Raw genomic sequence first — 13,386 nt, forward strand, 5'->3', positions numbered from 1 at the left:
GACCCAGGTCGTCGGGTCATGCGACGAACCTCGCCCTGCTGCACCGCGGCCTCCACACATCATCGTCTCGATACAACGTACGAAGGAGCCTGGAGTGGCGTTCAGCCTCGATGAGCACTGGGTATGGGACTTCTGGGTAGCCGACGACGGCGACGTGTTCCACCTGTTCTACCTTCATGCCCCGAAAGCGCTCGGAGATCCCGAACTACGGCACCGATTCGCCCGCATCGGTCACGCGACATCGGCCGATCTGCACCACTGGACCGACCATGGCGAGGTGCTCGGACCCGGTACGGAGGGGAGCCACGACCAGACAGCGACATGGACGGGCTCGGTCGTGCAGGGAAACGACGGCGTCTGGCGGATGTTCTACACGGGCGCGTCGTTCGAATCTGATGACAACCACAGGAACATCGAGACCATCTGCCTCGCTACGTCTCCTGACCTCTTCGTTTGGACGAAGGACGCCTCCTTCTCACTCTCGGCCGATGCCCGGTATTACGAGAAGCTGGGGGAGAGCGACTGGCCGGAGGAAGCGTGGCGCGACCCATGGGTGTACCCAGATCCCTCCGGGCACGGCTGGCACATGCTCATCACCGCGCGCGGCAAGTCGAGTGGTCTGCGCAGCGGCGGAGTAATCGGTCACGCGTGGTCCGAGGACCTCGAGACGTGGTCCGTGCTACCGCCGCTGGGGCCCGCCTCCGAGACGTTCGCGCACCTCGAGGTGCCGCAGATCGCTGAGATCGGCGGCAGGTCGGTTCTTGTCTTCTGCGCGCCGCGCACGACTGCGGACGACGACGGCGCAATGCAGACGTCGGGGGTCTGGGCCGTAGACACTCCCGGTCCCCCTGCTCCCGTCTGGGTGGATGACGCCGAGCTCCTCGCTCCTGCCCCGTACTACGCCGGAAGAATCGTGCAGGACCGAAGCGGTACCGCCGTGCTTCTGGCCTTCATCGGTTCATCAGGATCCAGCTTCGAGGGCACGATCTCTGATCCCATCGCGCCTGAGGCGGTGATGCGATGAGGACGGCAGACGCTGCTGACGCAGTCGTCTCCGACGCCGTCGAGGTGCTGGTCATCGGTGAGTCGATTGTAGACATCGTGATTGACGAAGCTACGGGCTCGGAGGAAGAGCACGTTGGCGGTTCGCCCGCCAACGTCGCGATCGGAGTCGCCCGCCTCGGCCGAAACGTGACGCTGTGCACCGCGCTCGCGAACGATGCTCGGGGGCATTTCGTCGCAGCTCACCTCGCGTCCTCAGGCGTGAACATCGATCCGAACTCGTGGACGCTGATGAAGACATCGACGGCACGAGCGGTCGTGGCCGCCGACCGCTCCGCGACTTACGCCTTTCAAGTCGAGTGGCCGCAGCGGATGTTTCCTTTCAGTGGCAATGAGAGGCTCCTTCACGTCGGCTCCATTGCCGCCACCTACTGGCCCGGCGCGCAGGACGTTCTGGCAGCCGTGGAGCAGAGCGCGGGTCATCGGCTGATCTGCTTCGACCCGAACATCAGGCCCGTTCTCGCGGGCGCTCATCCGCAGGAACTGCAGCAGGTGGAGGCGGTCGCGTCCATGTCTGATGTCGTGAAACTCAGCCATGAGGACGCAGGGTGGCTGTATCCCGACCGTGAGCCGGACGGGGTGCTCGACCGACTGCTGGCGCTCGGCGCTCGTGTTGTCGTGCTGACCCGTGGGGCCGCCGGCTCGCGCATCGCCCCGGCACTCGCGCGTGGATATCGACGCTCCGCAAGTCCGCGTCCAGGACACCGTGGGCGCGGGTGACAGCTATTCGTCCGCGCTCATAGACGCGGTTCTAGGAAGCCCGTCCATCCTGGCCGACGCGACCGAAGCGGAGCTGAGCCGCCTAGGCAGGTATGCCGCAACGGCCGCAGCCGTAACGGTGCAGCGCGTGGGCGCGAACCCTCCCACACGCGCGGATCTGAGCCAGTGTTACCGGGAATAGCGTTCGTCGCGGCCGCCATCACGGCACATTGACCGGTTGGCAGCTGCTGGCGCAGGACTCCGGCGCCCAACCGGGCAGGTACGACGTATGGGATCACAGGAATGCGCCGCCTGCCGCTTCGATCCTCTGCCCGGTGATCCATGCCATTTCGGGCCCGAGGAGGGCCGCGACGGCGAGTCCGATGTCGTCAGGACGCCCGACTCGGCCGAGCGCAGTGTTGTTGCTGATGTACTCGCGCAGTGCTTCGCTGTCACGCATCGCTCCACCGTTGAAGTCGGTCGCGGTCGGGCCGGGAGCGACCGAGTTGACGCGGATTCCTCTCGGGCCGAGCGCGATTGCCAGTGTTGCGCTCAGCGATTCCAGCGCGGCTTTCGACGCGGAGTATACGAGGCTGGTGGCGTCGGCCTGCCTCGTCATCTGTGTACTGACGTTCACGACGCCGGCGCCTGGCGGCATCAGGTCCACAAGTGCCTGTGTGAGGAAGAGTGGACCGCGAGTGTTCACCGCGAAGGACTCCTCGTAGTCGTCGAGTGTCAGCTCGTCGAAGGTGCGAAACACTCCGATGCCCGCGTTGTTCACCAGCGCGTCAAGCGTCGAAGCACGCGGATCGCGCAGACGTCGCTCGAGGCTCTCTCGGAATGCAGGGAATGAGGCCGTGTCGGCGAGGTCGAGCGGCATGCTGTCAGCCTTGCCTCCGCGCTGTCTGATCGCCTGCAGGGTGGCGTCAGCATCGGCGGTCTGAGGACGATGCGTCACCACCACATGGAAACCCCGGTCTGCGAGGGCTTCGGCGATGCTGCGGCCGAGACCTCTGCCCCCGCCAGTCACCAGCGCGGTTCGGACTCCAGCCGCCTTGCCGGTCGTGGCAGCGGTCATCGCCGGTCTTCCAGCCGCACTCGCGAGTCCTCGAACCGCACGTGCATCAGCGGCGAGCCGCTCATCCATTGATCGATGGATTCCACGGGCTGCGCGATGTAGGCGCTGTGCCGTGGCTGATTCAGATCCGCGATGATCGAACTGAAAATGTGGCGACGCTCCGCCGGGTCGGGGACCGGTTCCGCCCGCGCCGCGAGGTCAGCCCTGACGCCGTGCTTGAGATGAAAGGTGAACTCCGGGTTGGCGAGCAGGTTCGCGTACCAGTCCCGCACTGCCGGCTGGGTGGTGAGATAGATCTCGCCGTCGACGCGGTAGAACCAGATCTCGATCCGGCGCTGCCGTCCGCTCTTCGCGCCAGTCGTCGTGATGTCGATGGTCCTTGCGGACGCAGACGACTGCGGGGTTATGGCCAGTGCGCGCTCGATTCGATCGTCCATGGTGCGCTGCTCCTCCTCCTCAGACTGCTGCTCGATGGGGCGTTCCTGAGACGCCGCTCGAAGTGAGTGGCTCATCTCACCACCATGGCAGATCATCATATAGTGAGTCAAGCCACTCACCTTTATATTCGCGGCCGGCTAGACTGCTCGCATGGGAGAAGCGGCCCTCACCTACCACCAGCGAGTCGCGGGCGAGAAGCGATCGGCGATCATCGCGTCCGCCACCAGACTCTTCGCGGCGGACGGATACGGCAGCACCTCGCTCGCGCGGATCGCCGAGTCCGCCGACGTGTCGACGGCCACACTCTTCAAGCAGTTCCCGACCAAGGCCGACCTGTTCGAGGCCATCGTCACCGAGTTCTGGGGACAGACCGCTGCGCCACCCCTCTCCCCGAGCCCCACCGACCCGCAGGCCGGCCTCACGGCACTCGGACGGCGGTATGCGGAGCTGCTGCGGCGACCGGGCATGGCCGGCCTGCACCGCATGGTCATCGCCGAGGCGCCCCGATTCCCGGAGCTGGCCCGCATCCAGTTCGACCTCGGCAAGGAACCCTTCTTCGAGCGCGTCCACGCCTACTTGACCGCCGCCACCGAAGGAGGTGCGCTCCGCGTGCCGAACGCGACCATCGCGGCCACCCAGTTCCTCGGGATGATCTCGAACGTCGTGTTCTGGCCGAAGCTGCTGCTGGTCCAATGGGATCCCACGGAGGACCAGGTCGATGAGGCCATCACGGGCGCCGTGACCATGCTCATCGCGACCTACCACGCTTGATCGTCAACAGATGAGAGTCTCGCCCGTTCGTGCCGTCCTCCCGGTGTGATGATCGATCGCGGCCGACGGGAGTCTGACGCCAGAGGAGTCTGAACTGGGCTCGTGGACACACCTCGAGACGCGCTCTACCTGGTCGCGAGTGGACCGACGGACCAGAACGCGGCCTGGATGCGGCGGCTCCAACCGGGTCAGAGCTTCCAGTCCGTGCCCGCGACGCTGGCGCTCGGACAGGACGACGACGAGGTCTTCGGAGCGCTGACGGTCGCGCGGCGGCGCGTGAGGCTGCCGCATCCGGACCATGATCGTTCTTCCAGCGTGACGGGCAGCGTGTCATCGAATCGGGCAGACTCCTGCTGGATTTCCGTCATCCGGCTGCGCTCGCGCACATCGACGCGGCCGTGGAGCGACTCATCGCCGACCTCGGGCTGGGTTATCTCACGCACGGCACTGCCGTTCTGGCCGCTCGGACTGCCGGGGTGGCATGACCAGGTCGTGGCCTTGGGGCTGCGTGATGCCGAGGGTGAACTCGTCACGGTCTGGCGCCGTTCAGGTCCCACGACCGCGCGTGTTCCCTTCGCCCGGCACGCGGGGGTTCCGCTCTCCGTCGACGCCGTCTATCCGACGAGCCTGCCGACGAGCGTGCATTGGGATGCCGCTGCCGGCGAGCTCGTACTCGAACTGCCGGAAGAACCGGCGGCGCGCATGCTGCGGGTTCGGACAGCTGGGACCAGCGGTCAGGCGAGCTGAAGCGAGACCGTCGCGTAGGAGTGCGGGGGCAGCTCGATGCGGATGCCGTGGCCGAAGTCGTTCGCGACATCCTGGATCGGATGGTTGCGTACGTCGACGGCGTCCGGCGACGCTGCGGTGTTGTGGGCCTGCACGGTGTCGCCGGTGAGGAGCCGCGCAGCGCTACGAGCCACGCGACGGCCGCGGAGATCGAGCATCACCTCGTGCGACTGCGTCGCGTCCAGGTTCGACAGCGAGATGAGCGCCTCGTCGTCCTTCGTCGAAGCCGAGAGTGACAGGAGGTCGAGTTCTGATCCGTCCTCGAGCGTCCGACGACCGACTCCGTGCATCCTCACGTCCAGGGCGCGCGCGTCGTGATGGGCACGGTTCATCTCGAACACGTGGTACGTGGGCGTCAAGATCAGCTCGTCCGTCTCCGGGTCGGTGAGGAGAACCGATTGCAGCACATTCACGGTCTGGGCGATGTTCGCCATGACGAGGCGATCCGCGTGGCGGTGGAACGCGTCGAAGTGCACGCTCGCGACGAGCGCATCACGCATCGTGTTCTGCTGGTACAGGAACCCCGGGACGGTTCCCGGCTCGACGTCCCACCACGTTCCCCATTCGTCAAGGACGAGGCCGATCGTCTTGTCGGGGTCGTAGACGTCCATGACATCTGAGTGCCGGCGGATGCGCTCCTCGGTGCGCTTGGCTGTGAGGAGCGTCTCGTAATACCAGGCCGTGTCGAACTCTGTCGCCCGCCCGCGCCCACTCCATCCCTTGCCGGGCACCGTGTACTGATGGAAGGAGATCGCGTCGAAGAACGGCTTGCCGTCGTTGCGCGCCATGCCCTTCATCAGAGCGTCCGTCCAGCCGTAGTCACCGGCATCCGCTCCGGCCGCGATCTTGTACAGCCGGTTCCCGGACTGGTCCCTGAGATAGGTCGAGTACTGGCGAGCGAGTTCGACGTACGCCTCGGGACGCAGCTGCCCTCCGCAGCCCCACGGTTCGTTGCCGATGCCCCAGAACGGGACGCGCCACGCCTCGTCCCGACCGTTCTGCCGACGCAGCGCCGCCATGGGCGAGTCGTCGTCACGAGTCAGGTACTCGACCCATTGGCTCATCTCCTGAACCGTGCCGGAGCCGACATTTCCGCTGACATACGGCTCCGCGCCCAGCATCTCGCACAGCTGCATGAATTCATGCGTACCGAACGCGTTGTCCTCGACGATGTCGCCCCAGTGGGAGTTGACCATCCGAGGGCGCTCTTGACGAGGACCGATGCCATCGCGCCAGTGATACTCGTCGGCGAAGCAGCCGCCGGGCCAGCGGAGGTTGGGAATGTCCAAGCGCCGCAGCGCCTCCACGACGTCGTTGCGGATCCCGTGGGTGTGGGGCACCGACGAATCCTCCCCGACCCAGAACCCGCCGTAGATGCAACGGCCCAGATGTTCCGCGAAATGGCCATAGAGATGGCGGCTGATCGTGGCGCCGGGCGCATCCAGATCGACCACGGCACGTGCGGACTCGCTCATCGTTCTCCCTCATCATTCATCGCGGCGATGTGTCGCTACTTTATCGATACATTTCCTTGGCCCCGAACGCTTGCACCCGGGCCGCAGTGGTGGTTAGTGTATCGTCAAACCAACCCTTCACCTCGCGAGTCCGAAACCCCGGAGCGCGACAGCGACCGAGTCGCTCAACGATGCAAAGGAGTATCAGTTGGCCACGCAATCGCCTGCCCAGCTCGGCCCGCTCGCCCAGCTCGCCCAGCACCAGACCACCCGACGCGCGTTCCTGGGCATGGCTGCGACAGCCGGAGCCGCCTTCGGGCTCGCTGCCTGCTCGTCGCCTTACAACGACGCCAAGACACTGACCTTCACCTTCTGGGGCAACGGGCCGGAGAAGACCGCGGTGACGGACGTCGTGAGGACGTTCGCAAAGAGCGTCGGCCTCACGCCGAAGGCGCAGAACATCCCGGTCACCGACTACGAGACGAAGCTGAACACCCTCGTGGCCGGCTCCAACCCTCCGGACGCCGGATACATCAACCCCGGCGCTGCGATGCGGTTCGGTGAGCAGGGCAGGCTGGTCAACGCGCTGGACTATCCCGACTTCGACCAGTTCATGCCCAGCGTCGTGCACTACTACGAGCCCGACAAGGCCGTCAGCCAGATCTGCATGGAGGCATATGCGCTGTGGTACGACAAGGCGGCCATGCGTGAGGTGGGCATGGATGCTCTGCCGACGACGCCCGACCAGGTCATGGGGTGGGATGCCTTCATCGCCCTCGCCGACAAGCTCACCGTCGACGACGAAGGGCGCCACCCCAGCGAGAGCGGGTTCAATGCGGATCGCGTCGAGCGGTACGGCTTCGGCTCGCCGACATGGCTCGCGCCCTACTCCGTGCTGCTGAAGACCGCCGGTGTGGACATGTTCGATGCCGAAGGGACGCGGTGCTTCTTCGACACGGAGGAGGCCATCGCCGTCTTCCAGGCGATCAACGACATGATCTTCGAGCACCGTGTCTCGCCCAACGGAGCACAGATGGGCGAGATCAGCGGATCGATCGCGAGCGGCCGCGTCGCCATGAACCTCGACGGACAGTGGACGCTGATGGACCTCAATCCCATCCGCAAGGAGAAGGGGTTCCAATTCGACGTCGGCATCGCCCCCTCCTTCGGACAGGGGGCATGGACAGCCACGATGTCGAACGCGAACGGCGTCTTCTCGAGTTCCGACAACAAGGAGGACGCGATGCAACTGCTGCTCCAGCTGTCGGACCCGGCGCAGGTTCCGCTCTTCGAGCAGGGTCTGTGGATGCCGGTGCTCGACAAGTTCTACACGGACGACGCACTCCGCGCGGGCTGGATGGACAACGACGACCACCCGGCCGGCTATCGCGCGGCGGTGGCCGACATGGCGTTCGACAACCAGTTCACGTACCCCGACTTCCGCATCAAGAACTGGCCCGAGATCGATGCGGCAATCGCGGGGTTCTTGACCACATTCGTGTCGGAGAAGACCGACGTTCGTGCCACCTGCAAGGCGATGGCTGAGGCTGTCAACCCGCTCATGCAGGGCGCGTATCTCGACACGCTGTGACCGTGTGCTGTTCGCGGTCGAGTGAGCCGCCGACCGGCCTCCGTGCCGGTCTCGAGAGGAGCCGACCATGACTCTCGTCGCCAGACGCGGTCGACCCCGTTCGACTGGACTGGCTCGCACCCAGGCCGTCTGGGGGTGGGGCTTCGCGCTCCCCGCGGTCATAGGGTTCGTCGTCTTCATCGCGGGCCCGATGGTCGCGTCGTTCTTCGTCGGAATGACGGACTGGACGATCGGGGGCGAGCCGGAGTTCATCGGGCTCGACAACTACGGTGCGATGCTGCAGGACGACGTCTTCTGGAAATCCCTGCGCGCGACCGCCTACTTCGCGGCGCTCGCCGTCCCCCTCAGCGTCGTCGTCGCGTTCCTCGTCGCCGCGCTGCTGAATCGGGCCGGACGCGGGCGTGGGATCTTCCGCACCGTCTTCTACCTGCCTGTCCTCGTGCCCCCCGTGGCGTCGGCCGTTCTCTGGCTGTGGATCTTCGCCCCCGACAACGGTCTGGCAAACACCCTGCTGAAGCTCGTCGGCCTCCCACCGCTGCGCTGGATCTACGACGAGGCGACCGCGGTGCCTTCGCTCGCCATCATGAGCGCATGGGCCTTCGGGAACATGGCGCTCATCTTCTTGGCCGCCCTCCAAGGGGTTCCGCGCGAGCTGCTCGAGGCCGCGGAGATGGACGGGGCGAGCCCGATCCGACGGGTCTGGCACGTCACGATTCCACAGGTGAGCCCGATCATCCTCTTCAATCTCATCACGGGGATGATCGCCGCGTTGCAGGCGTTCGACACCGCCTACGTCATGACCGACGGTGGCCCGAACTACGCGACGTCGTTCTACGTCTTCTACCTGTTCCGTCAAGCGTTCAAGCTGGGAAACCTGGGTTACGCGAGCGCGCTGGCCTGGATTCTCTTCCTGGTCGTCCTGGTGGTCACGGTCATCCTGTTCCGGACTGCCCGCCACTGGGTGTTCTACGAGGCGGAGGCGAAATGAGCGTTCGCGAAGTCGTCGACATCGACGCTCTGACTCAGACGGAGGAGGACTCTCGACCCGCGCGCCGTCGCGGGCGACCGCGCCGGCGGTGGTCGACCGTCGTCGTCTACGTCCTGCTCATCGGCGTCGGCCTGACGTGCTTGCTTCCCTTCTATTGGCTTCTGCGCAGCTCGCTGATGAGCGACGAGCAGATCTTCACCTTCCCGCCTCAATGGATTCCCGATCCCATCACGTGGTCGAACTACTCCGGCGCCTTCGAGGCGGCACCGTTCGTCAGGTACTTCCTGAACACCCTCACGATCGCGGTTCTGGTGGTCGTCGGAACGCTGCTCTCCACGTCGGCTGCCGCATTCGCCTTCTCACGCCTGGTGTGGCCGGGTCGGCGAATCGTGTTCGGTCTGCTTCTGTCGAGCCTGCTGCTGCCGTGGGCGGTGACGCTCGTGCCGAGCTTCATCGGCTGGCAGTGGCTCGGGTTCGTCGACACGTTCGTGCCTCTCACGGCGCCGGCATTCTTCGCGGCCGGGCAGGGCTTCAACATCTTCCTGCTGAGGCAGTTCTTCCTGCAGATACCGATAGAGCTCGACAACGCCGTCTACGTGGACGGCGGAAGTCCCTGGACGGTGTACTGGCGCGTGATCCTGCCGCTGAACAAGGGACCCCTGACCTTGGTGGCGATCTTCTCCACCATCTTCGTGTGGAACGATCTGCTCGGACCCGTGATCTACCTGAACAGCGAAGAGAACTACACGCTGTCCCAGGGGCTGGCGTCGTTCACGGGCACGTACACGTCGGATTGGGGCTACCTGATGGCCGCCACGCTGATCGTCATCCTTCCGGTGGTCGTCCTCTTCTTCTTCGCTCAGCGGCACATCATCGAGGGTGTCGCGCTGACAGGGCTGAAGGGCTGAGCGTGGCACTCAATCGCGCACTCGCCCATCTCGCCGACTGGGCTTTCTGGGGTGCGATCGTTCTCGTTCTCGCGTTGCCGGTCGTCACACTGCCCGTCGCGATCGCTGCGGGAATCGCCGCAGCGAACCACGGCGGTTTCGTCCCTGCGCTGAGGGCGGCTCTGTCGACAACCCGTCACGCGTGGGTTCGTGGATCGATCGCGGGCGCGCTGCTCATTCTGCTCACCGCGTGGGGACTTCTTCTGGTGACCATCGACTTCGGAGCGGAGGGGAGGACCGAGGGTGCCCTCAGCCGCGGGATCGGCACGACGTTGATCGCCGCTGCGCTGTTCGCCGCCCCGTTCATCGCGTGTGCTCTCACTGGCCGGTCATCTGCCCGGCGGTGGGCGCGCAGTGCGCGACGGCTGGCCGTGCTGGCACCGCTCCGAGGCCTCGCCCACGTCGGCCTGTCGATCATCGCCGTCGCTGCGACAGCGCTGTTCCCAGTCCTCGTGCTCCCCGTCCTCGGGGCGGTCGTCGCGAACGCCGCGGCGATACCCGCTTCGGCGGCGCGCCGTCTCGAGCGCGCCGGCGCCGATCTCACGCGTGCGCCGGTTGCGCGTCCGTGATGGGAAAGTAGACGCTGAACCGCTGATCCTCGATCTCGTGCAGCGGAAGGAAGCGAATCGATCTCGCCTGGCCGACCGTGCGATAGCGCAGCAGCCACTGGGTCCATTGACGCTCGTTGTCGGGCACCAGGATCGACTCGGGCGATGAGCCGCGCGCAGACAGCGACGGCTCGTGATCCACGAGTCCGGCGAGCACCACGGGCCCGGACGCGAAGGCAACGGTCTTCGGCTCATCGGGAATCGGGATGCTGCGAAGCGCGGTGGGCAGGCTGAGCTCGACGACGGTGTCACCGCCGCGGTGTCCGACGTGCGCGAAGCCATCCGCCAGCGAAACCGATGTCCCTTCGCTCACCTGGACGCCGACCTCGCCGGCAACCCACTCCGGAATCCGGATGCGAACCGGTGCCGCCGCACCGTCGTCGGAACGGATCGTGACGCGAGCGAGCCATCGATCGGGGCGGTGACGGGCGCCGGCCTGACCGGCGTTCGCATCCGGTCCGACACGCATCGCCGTCTCCAGCAGCTCGACCTGCACGTCCAGCACGTGCGCGGCGACGGTCACCTGCGCGCGGGAGGGTATGAACTGCGCGACGACGAGCGCATCGTCCTCGGCGGCATAGAACGCCCACTGGCTATGACGCGTGTGTGCCTGGACGAGCGTTCCGTGACAGCACCAGAAGTCCTCGGTGGCGCTTCCCCAGTTCTTCTGCGCCCCGCCCTCGAGGGGGAGGAAGTACGCCACCGCGCCGGACCGAGGGTGCTGCTGCGCGAGGACGCCGTTGAAGATGTTGCGTTCGATGTAGTCCAGACACGACGTCTCTCCGGTCCAGCGGAAGACGACATCCGCGAGCCGGATCATGTTGTAGACGGTGCAGTGCTCCTGAGTCTTCTCTCCTCGGCGCGCGGCGAATTCGAACGGAGGCGTCCAGATCTCGCCCGAGGTCTGCCCGCCGGTGCAGAACGTGCCTCGACGCGGCACGGCCCAGTTCCAGTACGCGAGGACGGCTGTACGCCACTTGTCCTCGCCGGTCACCTCGTACGCGCGTGCCGCGCCCAGTATCTCGGGGATGCTGGTGTTGGCGTGCATGTTGGTCAAGACGTCTTCATCTGCCAGAAGGGGGTCGAACAGCGAGCGTCGATAGTAGAGACCGAGCAGGGTCGTGTACTTGGCGTCGCCGGTGATCGCGAGCAGGTCGGCCCACACCTCGAGCATTCCGCCCGTCTCGACGTCCAGGATCGCCTGAAACGAATCGTCGTCGAAGGACGCCGCCCAGCGGAGTATCCAGTCGGCGGCGCGATCCGCGATGCGCAAGGCTGACTCGTCTCCGAGGTCGCGATAAACGTCGACCAGGCCCATGAGTGTCTTGTGGATGGCGTATTGCGGCGCCCACACGCTGAGTCCGCGCGCAAGCCGGTCGAGATACGTCCGCGGCGTGGCAAAGACCCACTCGCCACCGTTCTCGTGTTGACACCGCTCCAGCCCGAGCAGCACGTCATCGAGGGCGACGCGCAGTGCCCGGTCACCCGTAGCAGCGATCTCGCGCGCGGCCGCCGACATCCAATGGCCGAGGAAGTGACCACGAAGAAGCGAGCCGGGCGTCTCCCAGCCCCAGTGACGGTCCAGGCCGCGATCCCGCGGGTCGGCCGAAGAGGGATGCAGATGCCAGGCCTGGTCGCCGATCCCCGCCTCGATCAGAAAATTCTGCAGGAGATTGTCGACCCGGAGCGACAACAGGTAGTCGCGATTGAGGGATCGACGTTTGTCGAAGAGGCCTGGGAGAAGCCGGATGACGGCGGGTTCCAGGGACGTGTGCTGCATTGCGGTCCTCTCGGCGTTCGAGCATTAGTGTAACGTAAAACCACGGCCGCTCCCGGGTGCCTCAGTCGGCTCAGGAGTTTGCGTGCCGGAGTAGGATTCGCGGGTCGGAGGGAGAGTCGTGCCGTCATCGGAATCGGGCGCCATCGCGCGCAAGACGACGATGCGCGATGTCGCGCGCGAGGCTGATGTGTCGATCATGACGGTCTCGAATGTCATCAACGATCGCGATGGCAAGGTGAGCAGCGAGACGCGCGAGCGTGTCATGAGCGCCATAGCGCTCCTGGGCTATCGCGTGAACACGTCTGCGAGGTCGCTCCGCAAAGGACGCACCGGCGTGGTCTGCCTCGCGGTTCCCGCTGTGGCGTCGCTGTACTACGGAGAACTCGCCGAACGGTTGTTCTCCGCGTTCCGAGCGCGCGGCATCCATCTCGTCGTCGAGCGCACCGTCGAGGCCGTCGAAGCCGAGCTGGCTTCGCTCAACGACGCCCACCTCGAGGGGTATGACGGCCTGATCCTGACGGTGGCCAAGGGGGAGGCCGAAGACCTCGATCGAGTGAGCCCGAGCAAACCCGTCGTGCTCATCGGCGAACGTGCGTTCTCGCGACAGTACGACCACGTGCTGATGGACAATATCGCCGGCTCGCGTCTGGCGACGTCTCATCTTCTGGCGACCGGCGCTCGCCGGATCGCGCTCATCGGCGGACGCATCGCCGATCACGACGGCATGCCCGAACTGCGCACGCGCGGCTACATGGCCGCGCTGGAGGAGGCCGGCGTTCCCATCGATCCCGCTCTGGTTGTCGAGAGCGGCTGGACGCACCGTGACGGCTATCAGGCCACGACCGGTCTTCTGAACACGGATGCCGCTCCGGACGCGATCTTCGCGCTGACGGATGCCGCAGCCTTGGGAGCGATCCGTGCCCTGCGCGACCAGAGCGTCAGGATTCCCGATGAGGTCCAGGTGATCGGCTGGGACGCGACGGAGATCGGGGAGTACTCCGTACCGCGGCTGACGACGATCGATCCATCGAACGATGCGATGGCTGAGTCGATTGCTTCGCTGCTCATCGCTCGCATGGAGGACCCGGAGCCCGACAGTGAGCGTCGAATCGTCATGACGCCGTCGTCCGTGCTGGTTCGGGAATCGACCCGTGAGATCCGGGGCGACGGAGTTGTCTGAGCGA

The 13,386-nt window shown here is 65.8% G+C and carries 14 protein-coding genes; 10 read left to right on the forward strand and 4 right to left on the reverse strand.

The features are described 5' to 3' along the window. Positions 1-94 precede the first annotated feature (94 nt). Genes ACLKM7_RS08205 through ACLKM7_RS08215 form a run of 3 tightly spaced genes read left to right on the forward strand, consistent with a single transcriptional unit; the run spans position 95 to position 1,963 of the window. Entirely contained in the window at positions 95-1,024 is a 930-nt protein-coding gene (locus ACLKM7_RS08205) for a glycosyl hydrolase family 32 (RefSeq protein WP_436446658.1), read from the forward strand. Positions 1,025-1,068: 44 nt separating this feature from the next. Beyond that, positions 1,069-1,782 (forward strand): PfkB family carbohydrate kinase, encoded by a 714-nt coding sequence (locus ACLKM7_RS08210; RefSeq protein WP_436446659.1) that lies wholly within the window; start codon positions 1,069-1,071, stop codon positions 1,780-1,782. Further along, on the forward strand, positions 1,769-1,963 hold the full coding sequence (locus ACLKM7_RS08215) for a hypothetical protein (protein WP_436446660.1): 195 nt from the start codon (positions 1,769-1,771) through the stop codon (positions 1,961-1,963). Before ACLKM7_RS08210 ends, ACLKM7_RS08215 begins: the two co-directional genes overlap by 14 nt. 93 nt (positions 1,964-2,056) lie before the next feature. Here ACLKM7_RS08215 and ACLKM7_RS08220 read toward each other — a convergent pair whose 3' ends face one another. Both ACLKM7_RS08220 and ACLKM7_RS08225 read right to left on the reverse strand, forming a co-directional pair. Beyond that, complete coding sequence (locus ACLKM7_RS08220) at positions 2,057-2,839, reverse strand: SDR family NAD(P)-dependent oxidoreductase (protein ID WP_436446661.1); 783 nt, start codon at positions 2,837-2,839, stop codon at positions 2,057-2,059. Continuing rightward, positions 2,836-3,351 carry a nitroreductase/quinone reductase family protein gene (locus ACLKM7_RS08225; RefSeq protein WP_436446662.1) on the reverse strand — a complete coding sequence of 172 codons (516 nt, stop codon included), beginning with the start codon at positions 3,349-3,351 and terminating at the stop codon, positions 2,836-2,838. Before ACLKM7_RS08225 ends, ACLKM7_RS08220 begins: the two co-directional genes overlap by 4 nt. A 76-nt stretch (positions 3,352-3,427) precedes the next feature. Here ACLKM7_RS08225 and ACLKM7_RS08230 point away from each other — a divergent pair, with 76 nt between their 5' ends. Continuing rightward, the gene (locus ACLKM7_RS08230; protein ID WP_436446663.1) at positions 3,428-4,048 is read left to right on the forward strand and encodes a TetR/AcrR family transcriptional regulator; all 621 of its coding nucleotides are present in this window, start codon (positions 3,428-3,430) and stop codon (positions 4,046-4,048) included. Between the two features lie 102 nt (positions 4,049-4,150). Further along, positions 4,151-4,795: a hypothetical protein gene (locus ACLKM7_RS08235; RefSeq protein ID WP_436446664.1), complete on the forward strand. Its 645-nt coding sequence runs from the start codon at positions 4,151-4,153 to the stop codon at positions 4,793-4,795. Here ACLKM7_RS08235 and ACLKM7_RS08240 read toward each other — a convergent pair. Next, a complete protein-coding gene (locus ACLKM7_RS08240) occupies positions 4,783-6,309 on the reverse strand; it encodes an alpha-N-arabinofuranosidase (RefSeq protein ID WP_436446665.1) in 1,527 nt (508 codons plus the stop codon). The genes ACLKM7_RS08235 and ACLKM7_RS08240 overlap by 13 nt on opposite strands. A gap of 187 nt (positions 6,310-6,496) precedes the next feature. Here ACLKM7_RS08240 and ACLKM7_RS08245 point away from each other — a divergent pair, with 187 nt between their 5' ends. The 4 genes from ACLKM7_RS08245 (at position 6,497) to ACLKM7_RS08260 (ending at position 10,383) form a co-directional block, all read left to right on the forward strand. Next, complete coding sequence (locus ACLKM7_RS08245) at positions 6,497-7,879, forward strand: extracellular solute-binding protein (protein WP_436446666.1); 1,383 nt, start codon at positions 6,497-6,499, stop codon at positions 7,877-7,879. Between the two features lie 67 nt (positions 7,880-7,946). Then, the gene (locus ACLKM7_RS08250) at positions 7,947-8,867 is read left to right on the forward strand and encodes a carbohydrate ABC transporter permease (protein ID WP_436446667.1); all 921 of its coding nucleotides are present in this window, start codon (positions 7,947-7,949) and stop codon (positions 8,865-8,867) included. Continuing rightward, a complete protein-coding gene (locus ACLKM7_RS08255; protein WP_436446668.1) occupies positions 8,864-9,775 on the forward strand; it encodes a carbohydrate ABC transporter permease in 912 nt (303 codons plus the stop codon). The genes ACLKM7_RS08250 and ACLKM7_RS08255 overlap by 4 nt, the downstream gene beginning before the upstream one ends. A 2-nt stretch (positions 9,776-9,777) precedes the next feature. Continuing rightward, a complete protein-coding gene (locus ACLKM7_RS08260; RefSeq protein WP_436446669.1) occupies positions 9,778-10,383 on the forward strand; it encodes a hypothetical protein in 606 nt (201 codons plus the stop codon). On the opposite strand, the gene ACLKM7_RS08265 is transcribed toward ACLKM7_RS08260, so the two are convergent. After that, positions 10,355-12,202 carry a beta-L-arabinofuranosidase domain-containing protein gene (locus ACLKM7_RS08265; protein ID WP_436446670.1) on the reverse strand — a complete coding sequence of 616 codons (1,848 nt, stop codon included), beginning with the start codon at positions 12,200-12,202 and terminating at the stop codon, positions 10,355-10,357. The genes ACLKM7_RS08260 and ACLKM7_RS08265 overlap by 29 nt on opposite strands. Before the next feature lie 118 nt (positions 12,203-12,320). Between ACLKM7_RS08265 and ACLKM7_RS08270 the strand changes: the two genes are divergently transcribed. After that, the gene (locus ACLKM7_RS08270; protein WP_436446671.1) at positions 12,321-13,382 is read left to right on the forward strand and encodes a LacI family DNA-binding transcriptional regulator; all 1,062 of its coding nucleotides are present in this window, start codon (positions 12,321-12,323) and stop codon (positions 13,380-13,382) included. Positions 13,383-13,386: the final 4 nt, after the last annotated feature.

The sequence above is a fragment of the Microbacterium sp. I2 genome (genome assembly GCF_051364985.1).
Lineage (GTDB): Bacteria > Actinomycetota > Actinomycetes > Actinomycetales > Microbacteriaceae > Microbacterium.